This window comes from Bacillus sp. MT(2024), assembly GCF_036362845.1.
Classification (GTDB): Bacteria; Bacillota; Bacilli; order Bacillales; family Bacillaceae; genus Bacillus; species Bacillus velezensis.
Window position 1 is genome coordinate 3,187,995 of record NZ_CP143632.1, and the last position, 18,763, is coordinate 3,206,757.

The 18,763-nt window shown below is 45.8% G+C and carries 20 protein-coding genes and 2 pseudogenes; 12 read left to right on the forward strand and 10 right to left on the reverse strand.

Features of this window, described 5'->3' with window-relative positions:
- Positions 1–103: 103 nt before the first annotated feature.
- On the forward strand, positions 104–244 hold the full coding sequence (locus VP472_RS15930) for a YuzL family protein (protein WP_003151836.1): 141 nt from the start codon (positions 104–106) through the stop codon (positions 242–244).
- Between the two features lie 29 nt (positions 245–273).
- Here VP472_RS15930 and VP472_RS15935 read toward each other — a convergent pair.
- Positions 274–966 (reverse strand): annotated as a pseudogene (locus tag VP472_RS15935) (proline dehydrogenase family protein); the annotation flags it as partial.
- Positions 967–1,081: 115 nt separating this feature from the next.
- Between VP472_RS15935 and VP472_RS15940 the strand changes: the two are divergent.
- The 4 genes from VP472_RS15940 (at position 1,082) to VP472_RS15955 (ending at position 3,897) form a co-directional block, all read left to right on the forward strand.
- Entirely contained in the window at positions 1,082–1,339 is a 258-nt protein-coding gene (locus tag VP472_RS15940) for a hypothetical protein (protein ID WP_003151832.1), read from the forward strand.
- An 11-nt stretch (positions 1,340–1,350) separates the two neighbouring features.
- The gene (locus VP472_RS15945; RefSeq protein ID WP_003151830.1) at positions 1,351–1,683 is read left to right on the forward strand and encodes a spore coat protein; all 333 of its coding nucleotides are present in this window, start codon (positions 1,351–1,353) and stop codon (positions 1,681–1,683) included.
- Positions 1,684–1,820: 137 nt separating this feature from the next.
- Complete coding sequence (locus VP472_RS15950; RefSeq protein ID WP_003151828.1) at positions 1,821–2,282, forward strand: MarR family winged helix-turn-helix transcriptional regulator; 462 nt, start codon at positions 1,821–1,823, stop codon at positions 2,280–2,282.
- Between the two features lie 19 nt (positions 2,283–2,301).
- Positions 2,302–3,897: an MDR family MFS transporter gene (locus VP472_RS15955; protein ID WP_007410079.1), complete on the forward strand. Its 1,596-nt coding sequence runs from the start codon at positions 2,302–2,304 to the stop codon at positions 3,895–3,897.
- Between the two features lie 108 nt (positions 3,898–4,005).
- Here VP472_RS15955 and VP472_RS15960 read toward each other — a convergent pair whose 3' ends face one another.
- Complete coding sequence (locus VP472_RS15960; RefSeq protein ID WP_146275463.1) at positions 4,006–4,893, reverse strand: LysR family transcriptional regulator; 888 nt, start codon at positions 4,891–4,893, stop codon at positions 4,006–4,008.
- A gap of 121 nt (positions 4,894–5,014) precedes the next feature.
- Between VP472_RS15960 and VP472_RS15965 the strand changes: the two genes are divergently transcribed.
- Together VP472_RS15965 and VP472_RS15970 are read left to right on the forward strand one after the other, a co-directional pair.
- A complete protein-coding gene (locus VP472_RS15965) occupies positions 5,015–5,761 on the forward strand; it encodes an acetoacetate decarboxylase (protein ID WP_101562409.1) in 747 nt (248 codons plus the stop codon).
- A gap of 13 nt (positions 5,762–5,774) precedes the next feature.
- Positions 5,775–6,815: a ketopantoate reductase family protein gene (locus tag VP472_RS15970; RefSeq protein WP_146275466.1), complete on the forward strand. Its 1,041-nt coding sequence runs from the start codon at positions 5,775–5,777 to the stop codon at positions 6,813–6,815.
- Positions 6,816–6,989: 174 nt separating this feature from the next.
- On the opposite strand, the pseudogene VP472_RS15975 reads toward VP472_RS15970, so the two are convergent.
- From VP472_RS15975 to VP472_RS15990, 4 genes and pseudogenes are all read right to left on the reverse strand, one after another.
- Positions 6,990–7,257: pseudogene (locus VP472_RS15975) on the reverse strand (YusU family protein).
- A 2-nt stretch (positions 7,258–7,259) separates the two neighbouring features.
- The gene (locus VP472_RS15980; RefSeq protein WP_003151820.1) at positions 7,260–8,084 is read right to left on the reverse strand and encodes an ABC transporter ATP-binding protein; all 825 of its coding nucleotides are present in this window, start codon (positions 8,082–8,084) and stop codon (positions 7,260–7,262) included.
- A 155-nt stretch (positions 8,085–8,239) separates the two neighbouring features.
- Complete coding sequence (locus VP472_RS15985) at positions 8,240–8,677, reverse strand: YusW family protein (protein ID WP_070082336.1); 438 nt, start codon at positions 8,675–8,677, stop codon at positions 8,240–8,242.
- Positions 8,678–8,796: 119 nt separating this feature from the next.
- Positions 8,797–10,578 (reverse strand): M3 family oligoendopeptidase, encoded by a 1,782-nt coding sequence (locus VP472_RS15990; protein ID WP_146275468.1) that lies wholly within the window; start codon positions 10,576–10,578, stop codon positions 8,797–8,799.
- 132 nt (positions 10,579–10,710) lie between these two features.
- Here VP472_RS15990 and VP472_RS15995 point away from each other — a divergent pair, with 132 nt between their 5' ends.
- Both VP472_RS15995 and VP472_RS16000 read left to right on the forward strand, forming a co-directional pair.
- Positions 10,711–11,553: an oxidoreductase gene (locus VP472_RS15995; protein ID WP_146275470.1), complete on the forward strand. Its 843-nt coding sequence runs from the start codon at positions 10,711–10,713 to the stop codon at positions 11,551–11,553.
- An 88-nt stretch (positions 11,554–11,641) separates the two neighbouring features.
- Complete coding sequence (locus VP472_RS16000) at positions 11,642–12,106, forward strand: Dps family protein (RefSeq protein ID WP_007410071.1); 465 nt, start codon at positions 11,642–11,644, stop codon at positions 12,104–12,106.
- 46 nt (positions 12,107–12,152) lie between these two features.
- Here the strand turns inward: VP472_RS16000 and VP472_RS16005 are convergent, their stop codons facing one another.
- Positions 12,153–13,514: a S1C family serine protease gene (locus tag VP472_RS16005; RefSeq protein ID WP_146275472.1), complete on the reverse strand. Its 1,362-nt coding sequence runs from the start codon at positions 13,512–13,514 to the stop codon at positions 12,153–12,155.
- 276 nt (positions 13,515–13,790) lie between these two features.
- Here VP472_RS16005 and VP472_RS16010 point away from each other — a divergent pair, with 276 nt between their 5' ends.
- Both VP472_RS16010 and VP472_RS16015 read left to right on the forward strand, forming a co-directional pair.
- Positions 13,791–14,468, forward strand: coding sequence for a two-component system response regulator CssR (locus tag VP472_RS16010; RefSeq protein ID WP_007410069.1), 678 nt, complete (start codon positions 13,791–13,793; stop codon positions 14,466–14,468).
- Positions 14,465–15,820 (forward strand): two-component system sensor histidine kinase CssS, encoded by a 1,356-nt coding sequence (locus tag VP472_RS16015; RefSeq protein ID WP_039253918.1) that lies wholly within the window; start codon positions 14,465–14,467, stop codon positions 15,818–15,820. The genes VP472_RS16010 and VP472_RS16015 overlap by 4 nt, the downstream gene beginning before the upstream one ends.
- A 27-nt stretch (positions 15,821–15,847) precedes the next feature.
- Here the strand turns inward: VP472_RS16015 and spxO are convergent, their stop codons facing one another.
- Positions 15,848–16,012: an anti-adapter protein SpxO gene (gene spxO, locus VP472_RS16020; RefSeq protein WP_003151811.1), complete on the reverse strand. Its 165-nt coding sequence runs from the start codon at positions 16,010–16,012 to the stop codon at positions 15,848–15,850.
- 178 nt (positions 16,013–16,190) lie between these two features.
- Here spxO and VP472_RS16025 point away from each other — a divergent pair, with 178 nt between their 5' ends.
- The gene (locus VP472_RS16025) at positions 16,191–17,066 is read left to right on the forward strand and encodes a TetR/AcrR family transcriptional regulator (RefSeq protein ID WP_014305782.1); all 876 of its coding nucleotides are present in this window, start codon (positions 16,191–16,193) and stop codon (positions 17,064–17,066) included.
- A gap of 36 nt (positions 17,067–17,102) precedes the next feature.
- Here the strand turns inward: VP472_RS16025 and fumC are convergent, their stop codons facing one another.
- Together fumC and VP472_RS16035 are read right to left on the reverse strand one after the other, a co-directional pair.
- Positions 17,103–18,491 carry a class II fumarate hydratase gene (gene fumC, locus VP472_RS16030; protein WP_003151808.1) on the reverse strand — a complete coding sequence of 463 codons (1,389 nt, stop codon included), beginning with the start codon at positions 18,489–18,491 and terminating at the stop codon, positions 17,103–17,105.
- 67 nt (positions 18,492–18,558) lie between these two features.
- Complete coding sequence (locus VP472_RS16035; RefSeq protein ID WP_003151806.1) at positions 18,559–18,744, reverse strand: YvzF family protein; 186 nt, start codon at positions 18,742–18,744, stop codon at positions 18,559–18,561.
- Between the last annotated feature and the right edge of the window lie 19 nt (positions 18,745–18,763).

Genomic DNA, 18,763 nt, shown 5'->3' on the forward strand with positions numbered 1-18,763 from the left:
TTTTCAGGATGACTTCAATAGCAAATATGGAATTTTTTTTAATTTTTCGGCTTCCGCATGTTCCATGGCGCGGGCGGGAAACTTAAACCCGGAGGTGAAGGGAATGGTGCGAGGGAGAAAAGATCCGTCTTCTGCCGCAGTGAGCGCGGCCAGCATGAAAGGAAATGCGGGACCGAAGCAAAAATACGGCGGCGGCAAACGGACGAGCCAAAATCAGCAATATAAAAAAGACAACATGGAATAACATACTGCGGCTGCTTTTTGGAGCAGCCGTTATTTTTTGAAGATCCCTTTCAGCACAAACGCCGCATTTGCCGGGCGCTCGGCAATTCTTCTCATCAAGTACCCGTACCAATCGGTGCCGTACGGGACATACACCCTCATCCTGTATCCTTCTTCGGCAAGCTCCTTCTGGCGCTCCGTTCTGATGCCGTACAGCATTTGGAATTCAAACTGCTCCCGGGGAATCTGATGCTCGCTGATGAGTGTTTTCGTATAAGAAATGATGTCATCATCATGTGTTGCCACCGCCGTTTCATGGCCGCTCAAAAGCAGCAGCTTAATCAGCTGCTGAAAATGAAGATCGGTTGCTTTTTTATCAGGGAACGCAACGGCCGCCGATTCTTTATAAGCGCCTTTTACAAGCCTGAGCCGCGGCTTATATGGCATCAGACCGCTGATGTCTTCAGCTGCCCGGTACAAATAAGCCTGAATGACGGTGCCGAGCATCGGAAAATCCGGCTTGCACCGCTTATACAGCTCAAGCGTACGGCCGCATCTTGAATAGTCCTCCATATCAATCGTTACAGGCACGCCGCGTTCTTTTGCCTCCGTCAATATGTCTCTGACATGCTGTTCCGCGAGTTCCTCGGAAATATCCAGACCGATGGATGTTAATTTCAGCGACAGCTCACAATCCAGTTGATTCTCGGCAATCGCCCTGATTGCTTTTTTACATTCTTCCGCAAAAATAAACATATGCTCCGCAGCAAGGATGAACTCCCTCCTTTTTCTTTTATTCGTGTATGAATTTCCGGTCGCAGAGAAAGCTAAAAAGAACAGAATTGAAGGAGGCGTTTATATGAACAACCAAGAGCAGCACGGAAACTTGCCGCCTGCCGTCATCTCAACGAAAGACCATTTGTATCTTGAGGACATGCTGAACTGGAATCTGCTTGCCATGAAAAAAGCGCATTTTATGGCGGAACACTGCCAGAATCAGACGTTAAAACAAGAGCTTGATCAGATCGGCCGGATGCATGAGAAGCATTATCAGCACATATTAGGCCGCTTGAACCCCGATCAAGGCGGACAGACAACAACAGGCTACATGCAATAGGAGGACAATACATGGAACAGCAAAATCAAAAAATCACGAATCCGCAAACGCCCGTGCCCAATACGGCGCAAATGAATGACAGAGACTTGGTCAATGAGCTGCTGACGACGGAAAAATACATCACGGCTTCATATTGCACAGCCCTGCACGAGTTCAGCCACGAGTCTCTTTATCAAGATATTCAGGCGATTTTCGATGAGTCACAAAAAGCGCAAAGAAGATTATACGATGTGATGTTTCAAAATGGCTGGTATTCCATTGAAGCCGCCGATACCCAAAAGCTTCAGCAATCGTATCAGAAGTTCCGGCAGACCATTCAGCAGCAGTCTCCTTACCAGCAGTAAAACGAAGAAGGATTTGATGTTTTCGCCAAGCATCAATCCTTTTTTATTTTTGCACAAAAAGATTGACTTATCATTAATCCTTATTTATATTTAACTAATGTTAATTATTTTCTCAAGGAACAAGATGAGGAGGAGTTATGAAAAACGCGGATCAATATGTGTCTGACATTCAGAAATCCCTTCAGACGCTGCTGCAAAACATACAGCCTGAAATGGTGGAAAGCATGGCAAAACACGAGGTGACGCCTGCCCAATTATTTGTTTTAGCCAGCCTGAAAAAACACGGGAGCTGCAAAGTTTCCGAAATTGCGGAACGCATGGAGGTAAAGCCGAGCGCAGTGACGCTGATGGCCGACCGCCTCGAACAAAAAGGACTTATCGTCCGCAAACATAACCAGCAGGACAGACGCGTCATCGACATCAGCCTCACCAAAAAAGGCGAAACAAAATTCGAAGATGTTGTGGAAGGACGGAAAGCGATACTGGCGCGAAACCTGTCCGTTCTGACTGACGACGAACTGATTCAGTCCGTGAACATCATCCGCAAAGTAGCGGAAGCCGCCGAGAAATACGCGGCTGATCAAAAAGAAAACGAATAGAAAGAGGAGCTGCCGAAACATGAGCATTGAAAAGAAAGATCCAAAACGCACATTATTAATAACGGGCTTAATCATCGCCATGTTTTTCTCAGCCCTTGACGGCACCATCGTAGGAACGGCGATTCCTAAAATCGTGGGTGACCTCGGGGGATTAAGCATGATGACGTGGCTGACCACGGCATATCTTTTAACTTCGACGACGATCGTTCCGATTGCGGGGAAACTTGCAGATTTATTGGGGCGCCGCGTCGTCTATGTGTCAGGTTTATTGATTTTTATGGGAGCTTCCGCCCTGTGCGGAATGGCCAGCAACATGACGGAATTGATCATTTTCCGCGGACTTCAGGGAATCGGCGGCGGTGTCATGATGCCGATGGCCATGATCGTCATCGGGGATTTGTTCACAGGGAAACAGCGTGCTAAGTTCCAAGGGCTTTTCGGAGCGATTTACGGCCTTGCTTCCGTTATCGGCCCGCAAATCGGGGGCTGGATTGTTGACTCTTTAAATTGGAAATGGGTTTTCTATATCAACCTGCCAGTCGGAATCTTAGCCGTGATCTTTATCGCAAGAGGACTTCAAGGCAGAAAACAGACTGGGCCGATTAACTTTGACATCGCCGGCATTTTCACAATGATTGTCGGAATCGTCAGCCTCCTTCTCGCGCTCAGCTTCGGAGGAAAGGATTACGCATGGGGCTCTTGGCAGATTCTCGGTCTCTTTGCGCTTGCGCTTGCCGGGATTGTCGGATTCATTTTCGCTGAAATCAAAGCAAAAGAACCGATTCTGCCGATGTACCTGTTTAAAAACAGAACGTTTACCGTACTGAATCTGATCGGGTTTTTCATGAGTATCGGCATGTTCGGCGCCGTTACGTTCGTTCCTTTCTTTATGCAGGGAATTATCGGAGTCAGCGCCACCGCGTCCGGCACAATTATGACGCCGATGATGGTATCTATGATTATCACAAGTATTATCGGAGGCCAGCTGGTTTATAAGATCGGTATTAAACCGCAAATCATGATCGGCATGCTGATCATGGCCGTCGGCTTCTTCTTATTAACGACCTTGCAGCTGGATACAAGCAAGCTCGCGGCTACATGCTATATGGCCGTGATCGGTCTGGGAATGGGGCTTGTCATGCCGCTTCTCACACTCGCTCTGCAAGAAACGTTTTCAAAAGAAGAGCTGGGCGTTGTGACTTCATCAAGCCAATTTTTCCGGATGATCGGGGGAACGTTCGGCATTACGGTGCTCGGCGCTGTCATGAATGCCAGATCAGGAAGCCTTTTAACCGACAGACTGGTGCCTTACTTAGATTCACTCCCGAAACAGGCAAGTGCCTTTGCCGCCCAGTTTAAAGGTATGATTGACAAGAATCCTGAAGGGCTGCTTCAATCCTTGTTCAGTCAGGAATCGATTAAGCAGATTCCGGCCGCATTTTCTTCCCATATCGTGCCGGTTTTGAAAACGTCACTGATGGATTCGCTTCACAGCGTGTTTTTCACAGGCCTGGCCTTTATCGCTGCCGGATTGATCCTCACGCTGTTTGTTAAATCAATTAAGCTGACAAACAAAAAGACAGGCAAACAAGAAGAAAAGGCGAAAGCCGTTTAACAAAGAAAAATCCCGCGGATGCCGCGGGATTTTTTTATATCATCTGGGCCTCTCCGTTTCCAAATGACCAGTCTTCCGCCTCATTGGAAATCGGGGGGTGAAAATTATTTAATAAACCTTAAACATTTCATCGTTATCTTTATAGTACGACATAATAAAGTCACGAAAATTTCTTACCGAAGAAGACAACAGCCTATGTCTCATCCAAGATAAGCCGACTGGATATGAAGCAGAGTGATCAGTCACTTTTATAAAATTCAGCCCCAATGTTCTGCAAACTGAAATAGGAAGCAACGCAACACCTCGATCCAGCTTTATAATCTCGACAAGTAAATGAGAATCCGCCTCAAATGCAATATTTGAGGTGAAACCGGCTTTTTCACAAAGCGAGGCTGTAAAACCGCTATACTCCTCATTATTAGCAAGGGTAATAAATGGTTCATCGGCGACAAGACGTAAAGAAATTTCGGTTTTACCCGTAAATCGGTGGTTTGAGGGCAAAGCCAGAACAATATCTTCATTTACCAGCACACAACTCTCTATTTCTTCATCTTGAATCGGATGACCTGTTATTCCTAAATCAATGTCCCCTTTCTTTAAACTTGTTAGGATCCCGCTTTTAACTCCGATGGCTTGGAGAATTTTTGATTGAGGGGAGCGGTTGATATATTCACTCATCAGTCCTGCAAGGAATCTTGGATTAGAAATAGATATTCTGATGGTGTCAGACATTTGATGTTCCTCCAATTGAATCTCCGTTTGTGCATTTTCAATCTCAGTAAAAATCCTGTTTACATGTTTTAAAAGAATCTTCCCTGATGAACTCAGCTTAATATTTCTGCCTTTTCTCTCAAACAAAGCTGTTCCCAGTTCATTCTCAAGTCTTTTTATAGTGAGACTTAAAGAAGGCTGGGCAATCTTTAATTGTTCTGCTGCTTTAGAAATATGCTCAGTATAGGCAACTGTCTGAAAGTATTTTAGCTGCAGCAATTCCATCTGTCTGCATCCTCCTCATTTATTTCAATAAATATATATATAACTTATTATGTATTAGATTAAATGTAAATGCGGATGTAAGATAATAGCATAGTTAAAGAAAAGGAAAGGGTGTCATGCAATGAAAATTGATGTGAAAGATATAGCAAAAAATTTAAATACGCCACTAACGGCTCCTGCTTATCCTATCCCAAATTATAAATTTGTTAACCGTGAATATTTAAATATTATTTACCGAACGGATGAAAAAGCTTTGCGTGCGGCAGTGCCAGAACCTCTTGAAATTACTGAACCTTTAGTGAAATTCGAAGTGATGCGGATGCCTGATGTTTCCGGACTTGGTGCCTATACAGAGGCGGGACAAGTCATCCCTGTCAGCTTTAATGGTGAAGAAGGAGATTATGTACATTCTATGTATGTAGACAATTTCCCGGCTATTGCAAGCGGACGGGAACTTACTGCATATCCAAAGAAATTGGGTGCCCCTAAGCTGTATATAGACTCTGATACTCTCGTTGGCACATTAGATTATGGCAGTCTTCGTGTGGCAGCTGCGACTATGGGATATAAACATTTCGAAATGGACAAGGAAAAAGCGAAAAGGGAAATTTGCCGACCTAATTTTATGGTTAAGATGGCTACTGATTACAACGGTGATTTAAGGGTTTGTGATTTGGTGCGGACGCAAATAACCAATATAGAAGTTAAAGGTGCCTGGTCTGGACCGGCGCGGCTTCAATTATTTGAACATGCTCTGGCGCCTCTTGCAGATTTGCCTGTATTAGAAGTCGTTTCAGCATCTCATATTATTACGGATTTAACCTTAAATGCAGCACAGCCGGTTTATAACTACTTAGAGGAAAAATAAGGAGACGTTTACAATGAGAATTGCAATTTTAGGAGCAGGTTCTTTAGGAACCATAGTTGGAGCATATCTGTCTGCTGGCGGAATGGATGTCGAATTGATTGATTCATACAAAGAACATGTAGATACTTTAAATCAAATAGGTGCTAAAGTAGTTGGTACAACGGCATTTCAGGCAAAGGTAAAAGCCATTACCCCTGAAAACAAGTCAGGCAAGTATGATTTCATATTACTTCTGACGAAACAATTATATAATGACTCCATTCTTAAAGAGTTACTGCCTTTTTTAAAGGATGACAGTGTAGTATGTTCCTTGCAAAACGGTATACCTGAACAGAAAGTTGCTTCGATCGTTGGTGATGAACGTGTTATTGCGGGTTCTGTTGAATTTGGTGCTACGTTTATTGAACCAGGCGTATCCAGACTTACAACTGAGTATACTCAATTTAAAGAGTACGCTTTTCAAATTGGAGAATTAAATGGTGAAACAACAGAAAGAATCCAGCGTATTAAATCGGTTTTAGACCTTATCGGCGGAACACATATTTCCGATAATTTAGTTGGAACGAAGTGGTCAAAATTACTTATCAATAATGCATTCAGTGGTTTATCGGCAGCATTAAACGGAGAATACGGTGATATTCTTGACCATGAAATCGGCATTGTCAGCGCAGTTCATATCGCAGATGAGACGATTAAGGTTGGACACGCCAATGGTGTCAAATTTGCGAAAATGGGCGGCCTTGATTTAGAATCTTTGGAATTAAAAAGTGAAAATGAGATTCCTGAACGGATCCAAACATTTAGGGCAGCCATGGAACCATCCAGGCTTTTAAGAGCAAGTATGCTTCAGGATCTTGAGAAAAAACGTAAAACTGAAATTGATTATATTAATGGAGTTATTCCCAAAATGGCAGAAGGTACTGGAATTTCAACACCTTTTAATGATTTGGTTGTAGCACAAGTCAAATGTGCCGAGGAATCTCAAACAGTGCCCAATTTTGATACAAATATAAAAGCATTTGAAGAGTTATTACGTATCCGAAAGGAAATGTGATATATAGGAAAGAGTAAGGGATTGCTGCGGCGGTCCTTTTTTCTTGGTTCAGCAAGTAAACAAACGGGTGTGTTAGTTACATTAAAGTTCTTCGTTATGAATTGAACGGCGCCTTTATTGATTCCTTTTCAGCAAAAAAAGCTTCCGGCACCTCTCTTTGATGCCGAAAGCTTTTTATTGTTTTTTTCTGTGAGCTTCATTGAGCTGTTTAATGTGCTGTATCGCAGCTTTGATGCCCTCTTTGGCGTCCGGGTAGGATTGATTCCAATGTTTGACGAGCGGCGGCATGCTTTTTGCGATATGTGTATACAAAATCCACTGCCTGACTTCTTCCTTTACATCCGGGTTTGTTTCGCCAAGCAATAGTTCCGTGTATTTCTCAAGCAGGCCGTCCAGCTGCTGCTGCAGTTTCTCTTCCATACCGTTTCCTTCCCTTTTTCATGATTATGACAATCGGGCGGTGAGGGCCGCTTCCTGCACGATACATCTGCCGCGTCCGTGCGGAATGCAAAGCGGCGTGCCGAACAGCGGATCTTGCGTTACCTGGCAGTTCATCGCAAAGACCTGCTGTACAAGCTCGCAAGTGATGACTTCTTCGGGACGGCCCTCTGCGTAAATCTGTTTATCCTTAATGGCGACCAGATAATGGGCATAACGGCATGCCAGATTGAGGTCGTGCAGCACCATGACGATTGTGCGTTTTTCTTTTTCATTTAATTCAAACAGCAAATCAAGAATTTCAATTTGATGCGTCATGTCGAGATAAGTTGTCGGCTCGTCAAGCAGAATGATATCCGTATCCTGAGCGAGTGTCATCGCAATCCATGCACGCTGGCGCTGTCCGCCTGACAAGGAATCCACAGGACGGTCGGCCATTTCCTCAAGCTTCGTCGCTTTTAGCGCTTTTGTGACTGCGTCTTCGTCCTCTTTGGACCATTGCTTCAGCCAGCTTTGATAAGGGTATCTTCCCTGCTTCACAAGCTGATGCACCGTCAGGCCTTCGGGAGCTGACGGACTCTGCGGCAAAATAGCGAGCTCTCTTGCCACTTCCTTCGTCGGAAGCTTAGCGATGGCTTTTCCTTCTAACAGCACAGAACCGCCCCTCGGTTTCATCAGCCGGGCCAATGAACGTAAAAGCGTCGATTTTCCGCAGCCGTTGCTTCCGATCAATACAGTGATTTCGCCTTTTGGAATCGCGACATCCAATTCGTCAATGATAACAGTCTCTCCGTACCCTAAGCTCAGCGTCTCTGTAGAAATTGCACTCATACCGCTAACCGCTCCTTTTTTGAGTTTCCCAACACTATGTATATAAACAAATTGCCTAAACATTCAACGTGAGATCATGATTATATTGTAACAGAAATTAATGACTCTGAATATCATTATCAATTAGTTTTGGGCAAAAAAGCAGCGGACGGCGGTTATTTTTTTATTTCCGTCATTTCTCCGTCGTTCTTTTTCAGTTTCAGATAAAAATGGTCATAGCGGCTGTCTAAATTAAAAGCCGAGAGCACCTGCCGGACGACCTCGCTTTCCTGCATCCGGCCGTTTACGGCAAGTTCTCCGAGGATCATCTTCATTTCATCAAGCGCTTCCTCGCCCTCTCTGTGAACCCCTGAGAGCTTGTCCCGGATGTCCGCCTTTTCATGACCGCTTTTTCTTTCATACAAACCTTCATAGCGGTTATGCTCTCCGGCTCCGTAGCTGACGCGAAGGGAAAAGCTGCTGTAAGGAACCGGCTTCGCGGATGACACGGGTGTGCTGTCTTGTTCCGCTTCCCGTTTTTCTTCATTCAATCGGCAGCCGGCAATCAGCATCAGCGTAAGACATAAAACGCCCGCCGTTCTGATCCATTTCATGCGATTCACTCCCATTCCATTCCGATCGTTTTTAGGTATTTCCAAGGGAGGCGGCAGTCATTCACGGAACAAAAAAGAACCGGAGCGGTAACAGCTCCGGCCGGTTCATCTCCAGATTATCATTCAGTCAGCTCTAAAAATTCCTGCACATCCTGTACGGCAAGGCGGACCGCGTCTTCCCAAAACGACCGTTCCGTGAGATCCGCTCCAAGGTGCTTCATCGCCAAATCCTCAACGGTCATCGAAGCCGTGTCACACAAAAGCGCGATATATTTTTCTTCAAAATCCGCTTTTTCCCGAAGAGCTCTTGCGTATATTCCAAGCGAAAATAAATAACCGAACGTGTACGGAAAATTGTAGAACGGCACTCCCGTAATATGAAAATGCAGTTTTGACGCCCAGAAATGAGGGTGGTATTCCCCTAATGAATCGCAAAATGCTTCTTTCTGCGCCGCTTCCATCAATTCATTCAATTTATCAGCCGGAACGACGCCCTGCTTCCGCTCTTCATAAAAACGCGTTTCAAATAAAAATCTCGCATGAATATTCATAAACATGGCTACGCTTCTTTGAATTTTATCTTCAAGCAAGAACAGCTTTTCATCCTTTGTCTCCGCTTGTTTCAAAGCGGCGTCGGCGACGATCATTTCCGCAAAGGTCGAGGCTGTTTCAGCCACATTCATGGCGTAGGCTCTGTTCAGCTGCCGCACTTGGAGCATGGCCTCCTGATGGAACGCGTGACCGAGCTCATGCGCCAGCGTCGATACATTCGAAGCGCTTCCGGAAAACGTCATAAAAATCCGGGATTCTCCGCTGTCGGGAAAGCTGGTGCAGAAACCGCCGACCCGTTTGCCGCTGCGGTCTTCCGCTTCTATCCACCGATCGCGGAACGCTTTTTCCGTGAATGCGGACAGCTTTTTGCCAAACGTCGAAAATTGGCTGACGATCAGATTAGCCGCTTCATCATATGTGTATTTTTTCGGCGCCTCGCCGATCGGCGCATTCACATCATACCAATTCAGGCGCTCAAGCCCTAAAAGAGACGCCTTTCGATTCAGGTATTCGGCAAAAGGCTTTTTATGATCGGTAATGACCTGCCACATGACATCCAGCGTTTCTTTTTTCATCCGATTGATCGCAAGCGGCTCTTCCAAAGCGCTTTTCCAGCCCCGCGCTTTATAGATTTCCGTGCGGAAGCCGGCCAGATGGTTCAGCGTGCTGCTGAAAAGCTCCTCTTCTCCTTTCCAGGCTTCATTAAGCTCTTTGAACACTTGACGTCTGATGCGGCGATCCGGGTGCGCCATCATATTTTCCGCTTGGCCGACCGACAGCTCTTTATCCTCAAACGGAATCTTCATTCTGCCGACAGCCGCATTATACAGGTCGCCCCATGCATGGTAGCCGTCAACGGCCAGGCCTTCAATCAGCCTTTCTTCTGAAGCGCTGAGCTTCTCTCTGACCCGGTCTCTTCTCTCATTTAAGACATATGTGAGATCCTGAAGTTCCGGTTTTTGCAGGAGCTCCTCCCAGACCCGCTCGTCAATCCGGGCAAGTGTATCGTCAAGGGTGACCAGAGCGGATTTAAAATCACTGCTCAGCTGATTGATCCGCGCTCTCCATTCATTCGCTTTCTGATCATGAGTGTTCTGAGCCTGAAGACAGCCGACGAACGCTCCCGCCTGCCTGATCATGATCGCTGACCGTTCAAACCTATCAATCAGATTGATCAGCTCCCGGCTTTCATCCGCGTGCGTCGGAACTGTAAATGCTTCAACCGCATGTTGAAAAGCGCTTAGATGCTTTTTGAGCTCTTGTATGTATTGCTGAAACTCTTCCGACCGGCTCCCGCCCTCAAAAATAGAGTTTAAATCCCATGTTTCCTTCAATCCCTCTAATGCCATCTTTTCTTTACCCCTTTCTACCCGAAGCTGACTCCATTATAAAACAATTCTGACATATTTCCGAACGATTTCTCCTTCTTTCCGCGAGATGTTATACACTATGAGATAAGAACAAACGGGGAGGATTATAAGATGAACAGAAAAGTTGCCATTGTAACCGGCGCAACGAGCGGATTCGGGATGCTGACAGCGCTGAAGCTCACCCGGTCTTATCACGTCATCGCAACAGCCAGACAGCCTGAGAAAGCTGTAATACTGAAAGAGGCCGCCGCTCAAGCGGGTGCATCCGAACATATTACGGTCGTTTCTTTAGATGTGACAAATGAGCAGTCGGTGTCTGACTTCGGGAACACCATCAGCGGTTTCGGACCGATTGACCTGCTTGTCAATAACGCCGGCACTGCGTACGGAGGGTTTATTGAAGATGTGCTGATGGAACATTACAGACAGCAGTATGAAACAAATGTATTCGGTCTGATTCATGTCACAAAAACCGTGCTGCCTTATATGCGGAAACATGGCGGGGCGAAAATCTTCAATATCAGCAGTATCAGCGGACTGACCGGTTTCCCGGCTCTATCTCCGTATGTCTCTTCCAAATTCGCGGTTGAAGGGTTTACAGAGTGTCTGCGCCTCGAGCTTCTGCCTTTAGGAATTGATGCCGCTTTAATAGAACCGGGCTCCTATAAAACGTCTATTTGGGAGACGTCTCTCTCCAGCCATATTACGGCGCCCGGCAAAGACTCGCCTTATTATCGCTTTTATCAGCCCCTTGAAGCTTACTTCAAAGCCAACGCATCCAAAAGCGGCGATCCTGATGACGTAGCGGAACTGATTTATCAATTGGCACAAAGGAAACGGCTGAAGAAACTGCGGTATCCGATCGGCAGAGGCGTTAAGCTGACATTGGCTTTCCGCTCACTCTTTCCGTGGTCCGCTTGGGAATCGATTATAAAGAAAAAGCTGTTCACTTAAACTAAATTATAATAATTATAATTTAGTATTGATTTTTATTTGATACGTGATATAATTAAATTAACAGATCACAGGGAGGACGATGAATATGAATACACAAAACGCGAAAAAAACTGAAACTCTTGTTGAGAAATCAATGAACACACAATTATCAAACTGGTTTATCCTTTACTCTAAGCTGCACCGCTTCCATTGGTATGTAAAAGGCCCTCACTTCTTTACGCTTCATGAAAAATTTGAAGAACTGTATAACGAAGCGGCGGAAACGGCGGACGCCATCGCAGAGCGCCTTCTGGCCATCGGCGGACAGCCTGCGGCGACTTTGCACACTTACCTTGAACAAGCTTCCATTACGGATGAAGGTCAGGAAAAAACGGCGTCTGAAATGGTGGAATCACTGGTTCAAGACTATAAACAAATCAGCCGCGAATCAAAATTTGTCATCGGCATCGCCGAGGAACAAAATGACCCGTCAACTGCCGACCTGTTTGTCGGATTAGTTGAAGAAGCGGACAAGCATGTGTGGATGCTGTCAGCCTACTTGGGAGAATGACGAAAAAAGCTGAACCTCAGTTGAAGGTTCAGCTTTTTTTATGCGTTCAGCTTGCGCTTTCAGTTTGTTTCGTTAATGTGACGTTCAGCGTCTTTTTGCTTCCGCTTCTGAGCACTTGAACAGTCGTTTTATCGCCGATTTTCAACTGGTTATATAAGATCTGTCTGATATCGGCGCTGCTGTCGACATCTTTGCCGTTCAATTGTACAATGACGTCATTTGATTTGATGCCCGCTTTCGCAGCCGGTGAGCCGGATTGCACTTCTTTTACATAAACACCCTTAGACAGCTGGTCGCCGAACAGTCCGAGCGTGTTTTCCTGATAGGTTTCCGGCACTTGCGCCATGTCAATCATCTGCACACCTAAAAATGGGCGCTCCACTTTTCCTTTTGCAAGCAGCTGGTCGACTATCGGTTCTACATCATTGCTCGGAATGGCAAAGCCCAGTGACTCCACGCCGTTTTCACTGACTTTCATGCTGTTGATCCCGATGACCTGGCCGCTTGAGTTGATTAACGGGCCGCCGCTGTTTCCGGGGTTAATCGCCGCATCCGTCTGAATCACGTTCATTTCCACCGTGCCTTGGGATGTATCGGCGTCCACCGTTCTGTTCAGCCCGCTGATGACACCTTGTGTGACGGTGCCGGAAAACTGCTGGCCGAGCGGGTTGCCGATGGCAATCACTTTATCGGCAATGCGGAGCTTGGAGGAATCCCCGAAGCTAGCGGCTTTTTTGACATTGGACGAGCTGATTTCCAATACAGCCAAGTCACTGATGGCATCCTTTCCGACAAGCTTTGCCGTTTCGGTTTTCCCATTGTAAAGAGTGACCGACAGTTTGTTCGCCCCTTCTACGACATGATTGTTTGTAATGATGTACGCTTTTTCGCCGTCTTTTTTGAAGATGACGCCTGACCCCGTGCCACTTTCCGTTTCAGAGCTTGAACCGCCGTCAAGTCCGAACTGGCTGCCTTGCGAAGCTTGGTAGTTGGACACTCCGACAATCGCAGGCTCCAACTCTTCTACCATATCCGCTACGCTTGAGGTATTTTTCAACGGCGTTGACGTAAAATTCGAAGACTGAACTTGTTTCGTATCAGAAACGGCTTCTGTCTTATGCTGCTCACCCGGCAGGTTCGGCACAATGCCAAGCACGAGGCCTCCGCCGATAATGCCGCCTAAAATCGGGCTCAGCCAAGCGGCTCTCCGTTTTTTTTCTTTTTTCACGGCAGCCGTTTTTTCAAATTCCGTACCGGCAGCCGTCTCGTTTTCCGGTTCTTTCGAGACGGTCCCTTCAAGCAGCTCGGGCTCCTGATGGCTGATCTGCTGCTGTTCATTTCTGTTTTGTTCCGTATGTGAAAGATCTGACTGATCGCGGCTTCTGCCGTCATCTCGATGATCGTTCATATTCGCGCACACTCCTTCAGCATGTTTTCATTCTATCGATTACATATTCATCGCATGTACAAGTTCTATTGTCCCAATAATAAGGAGAAAAGCAAAGCTCCAAAACAAAATGTGTTTGAACATGTTATCTTCCCCGCTTTTTTTCTTCCTTTCTTCCCTTATACACATCATAAACAAACATTGTGGGATAAAAATGAAAAGAATATGTGAAATTATGAAAATGCGGCTTGAGTATGTTAAAACTAGTATAATGACGTTGAAAGGATGTGAAATGCCTTGTCATACACCATTTATCTAGTTGAAGATGAGGATAACCTGAATGAACTGCTCACAAAATATTTAGAGAATGAAGGCTGGAACATTACATCTTTCACAAAAGGCGAAGATGCCAGAAAGCAGATGCAGCCGTCTCCCCACTTGTGGATTCTTGACATCATGCTTCCCGATACGGACGGCTATACATTGATAAAAGAAATAAAAGAAAAAGATCCCGATGTGCCGGTCATTTTCATTTCCGCGCGGGATGCCGATATTGACAGAGTCCTCGGGTTAGAGCTTGGAAGCAATGATTATATCGCCAAGCCTTTTTTGCCGAGAGAGCTTATTATACGGGTCCAGAAACTGCTCGAGCTCGTGTATAAAGAACAGCCCGCCGCAAAGAAAACCGGCATCACCGTTTCTTCCTACAATGTGATCGAAGATGCCCGTGAGGTTTATGATGAAACCGGCAGCCTGGTCAATTTGACGTCTAAGGAATTTGATCTGCTGCTTTTATTTCTTCACCATAAAGGACACCCCTTTTCCAGAGAAGATATCCTGCTGAAAATATGGGGCCATGATTATTTCGGCACTGACCGGGTGGTCGATGACCTTGTGCGGAGGCTGAGAAAAAAAATGCCCGGGTTAAAGGTTGAGACCATTTACGGATTCGGCTACAGGATGATGACGTCATGAAAAATAAGCCGCTTGCTTTTCAAATATGGGTGGTCATCTCAGGCATCCTCTTAGCCATTTCGATTCTGCTTCTCGTGCTGTTCTCAAATACGCTGCGTCATTTTTTCACGGATGAAACGTATACGACCATTGAAAATGAACAGCATGTACTGACGGAGTACCGGCTGCCCGGATCGATCGAGCGGGGATATTACAGCGAGGATGCGACCGCTCCGACGACTTTCCGATCCGTTCAGCACGTTCTTCTGCCGGAACGGGAGGAATCGGCCAGTGACAAAGACTTGAACTACTTTTCTTCTTCCTTTATCCATAAGGTGTACAAGCTCGCGGGCCGCCAGCACAGCGTCACGAAACGATACAGCGCGGACATCAGCGGTGAAAAAGTATTTTTCGTCATTAAAAAAGGCCTCACCATTAACGGTCAGGATGCGATGATGCTGTCTTACGCCCTTGATTCTTATCGTGATGATCTGGCATTCACCCTGTTCAAGCAGCTTCTCTTTATCATTGCCGGCGTGATTTTGTTAAGCTGGATTCCGGCGATTTGGCTTGCCAAATATCTCTCGCGCCCGCTCGTTTCCTTAGAGAAGCATGTCAAACGGATTTCCGAACAGGACTGGGATGATCCGGTCATCGTCGACAGAAAAGACGAAATCGGAAAATTAGGCCATACCATTGAAGACATGCGGAGCAAGCTGGTGCAAAAAGATGAAACGGAAAGAACGCTCCTGCAAAATATCTCTCATGATTTAAAAACGCCTGTCATGGTGATAAGGGGCTATACTCAATCAATAAAGGACGGGATTTTTCCTAAGGGGGATCTGGAAACCACAATTGATGTCATTGAAGGCGAAGCAGAAAAACTTGAGAAGAAAATTAAGGATTTATTATATTTAACGAAGCTTGATTATTTAATGAAGCAGCGGGTGCACCATGAGACATTTGACATTGTGAAGGTCACGGAAGAAGTCATTGAACGGCTCAAATGGGCCCGGAAGGAATTATCGTGGAGCGTTGATACAGAAGATGCGTTAATGATGCCCGGTGATCCGGAACAATGGAGCAAACTTCTTGAAAACATTCTCGAAAATCAAATCCGCTATGCAGAAACGGCGATTCACATTCGGATCAGCCAAAATCAGCAGCAGATTGTCATGACGGTTAAAAATGACGGGCCTCCGATTGAGGATGAGATGCTATCCAGCTTGTACGAGCCTTTTAATAAAGGGAAGAAAGGCGAGTTCGGCATAGGACTCAGCATCGTAAAACGGATTATAACCCTGCATAAAGCATCAATTTCAATTGAAAATGACCAATCGGGTGTAATCTACCGAATTATCATACCAAAGTAGACTGTAGTGTTTCATTGCAGTCTTTTTTTATGTGAAGGAATAGCCGTTAAAATCTCTGTAGTTTGCTTTCAGCGGTTTTTGGCATTGATGAACCCATTTCTTTTCACAAATTGTCTTTTTCGGATATTTCACCTTTTCGACTTTAATTCCTCTGTTTCGCAAGCGGCTGATCATTTCATCTAATTCTTTCATTTTCAGATTCACCCTTTCGCCAGAACTTTGACCATTCGGTCAGCTCACTTTATAATATAAATAAAACAAAACAAAAAAACAAGTTACAATCAGGTTAAATTTACGGAATATCAATATGACCATATAGTCATACATGAGAAGCACAAGCCAGCCTCCTGGCTCCGAAAGGGTGGAACCATTGAAGGAAAAAGAAAAGCTGATCATTGAAGCAGCAATCAAACTGTTTGCCCGAAAAGGGTACAAATCCACATCGGTTCAGGAAATCGCCGATGAATGCAAAATCTCAAAAGGCGCCTTTTATCTTTACTTTCCTTCCAAAGAAGCACTGCTCCTATCCATGCTGAATTACTACTATGATAAAACGTTTACCCGAATCACGACGATCCAAACGGAGGGTGACAGTCCGAGAGCCGCTTACCAAAAACAGCTTGCGGTGTTTTACGAATCGATTCTCGCCCATCAGGATTTTATTACCATGCAGATGAAAGACGGTTCACTTCCTTATACCGAAGAAGCGGCGCAGTGCGGAAAGAGAATCCGCCGGTCGATCCTGCAGTTTCATATCGACAGTCTTCTTGCTATTTACGGAGAAAAAGCTGAACCATACACAGCCGAGCTTTGTTTTTTAATAGAAGGAATCAGTCAGATGTATCTTGAGTATCTGATTCTGACCGGCCGGTCCGTACAGCCTTCGCTTCTGGCAAATACCGTGATTCACAGAATTGATGACATCGTAAACGGAATGGCGGACAGACATGATGAAGCGTTTATTTCTCTTGATGAGGCAAGCTCACTGTTTGGGCCCCTTCATAACGGGCAGCCCGATCCTTTAAGTCAATCGATCTTGCAGACCCTCCGCACGCGCATCGGCACGATGGACAAGGCGCAAGCATCTGAATTCACCGAGAGCTTGGATATTCTGGAAGCGGAAATGAAGAAAAAGTCACCGAAACCGGCAATCATCAAAGGAATGATTTTGAATTTGAAGGAATCCGATCTGCTGGCTGAAGATGCAGAACAGCTCAGATTTTTACTGAAACAGCAGTTTATTTAGAAGAACGGCCGCAATGACTGCAGCCGTTCTTTCTTTTTATGCTTTCGGGTGCACCATATCTTCCGGACGCACCATTTCATTAAATTGTTCTTCTGTCAGAAGGTTCAGCTGTAATGCCGCTTCTTTCAGTGTCAGGCCTTCTTTGTGGGCAAGCTTGGCGATTTTCGCGGCGTTTTCATAACCGATGTGCGGGTTAAGCGCCGTAACAAGCATTAATGAGTTAGAGAGATTTTCCTGAATCGTCTCTTGGTTCGGCTCAATACCGACAGCGCATTTGTCATGGAAGGAATTCATTCCGTCACTGAGCAGCTGCACGGTCTGCAGGAAGTTATAAATAATAACCGGTTTGAAGACATTCAGCTCGAAGTTTCCTTGGCTGGCCGCAAATCCGATTGTCGCGTCATTTCCCATCACTTGCGCGGCGATCATTGTCAGCGCCTCACTTTGCGTCGGGTTGACTTTGCCCGGCATGATAGAGCTTCCCGGCTCATTTTCAGGAATGACGATTTCGCCGATTCCGCAGCGCGGGCCGCTAGCCAGCCATCTGACATCGTTGGCAATCTTCATCAGGTCGGCAGCCAATGCTTTTAACGCGCCGTGAACGTGAGTGATTTCATCATGGCTTGTGAGCGCGTGGAATTTGTTAGGCGAACTTTTGAATGTCTGCCCCGTTACTTTTGTGATTTCTTCCGCGACGTATTCACCGAACTGCGGATGGGCGTTGATTCCCGTGCCGACTGCCGTGCCTCCGATGGCAAGCGCGCGGATTTTTTCCGTTGACTCAAGAATCATTTCTTTCGAACGGTCAAGCATGTATACCCAGCCGCTGATTTCCTGTCCGAGCGTCAGCGGAGTGGCGTCCTGCAAATGCGTGCGTCCGATTTTCACAATATCCTGATAAGCTTTCGCTTTTTCATCAAGCGTCGCGCGCAGCTGATCAAGCGCCGGAACGAGCTGCTCATATACGGCAAGAACCGCCGCAACGTGCATCGCCGTCGGGAATGTATCATTTGAGCTTTGGCTGCGGTTGACGTCATCATTCGGATGAATCTTCAGCTCGGAATTTTTTTCTTTCAATAAAGCAGTCGCGCGGTTGGCCACCACTTCATTCATGTTCATGTTGCTTTGCGTGCCGCTTCCCGTCTGCCAGACAACGAGCGGAAAGTTATCGTCGTATTTGCCGTTTAAAACATCGTCACATACAGCGGCAATCGCTTGTGCTTTTTCAGACTCTAAGTTGCCGAGGCGTTCGTTGGCGATCGCTGTGCTTCTTTTCAATATTGCAAACGCCTTCACAACACGCTGAGGCATTTTTTCTGAACCGATTTTGAAGTTCTCCTTGCTGCGCTGTGTCTGAGCGCCCCAAAATTTATCTGCCGGAACTTTAACTTCTCCCATGGTGTCTTTTTCAATTCTGTAGTCCATTTATGTATCCCTCCATAACAGTTGCTTCACCCTGAGTATTATTCGCCAGTAACAGATGAAACCCTTTTTATTTTTCGGCCTTGGCCGTTTTTAATTTCAGCTCAAGATAGACGCGCGAATCCTTAGAGTATTTATACTTCGGATTTGTTTTACGGTATTCTTTCGACGTGTAAGCCACTTCGTAATGCGCTTCAAATGATTTGATGAGCTGTTCAATTTCTTCGGCATTCCCTGCCAGTCTGACTTGTGCCACATCTCTCCTCCGCTTTCAT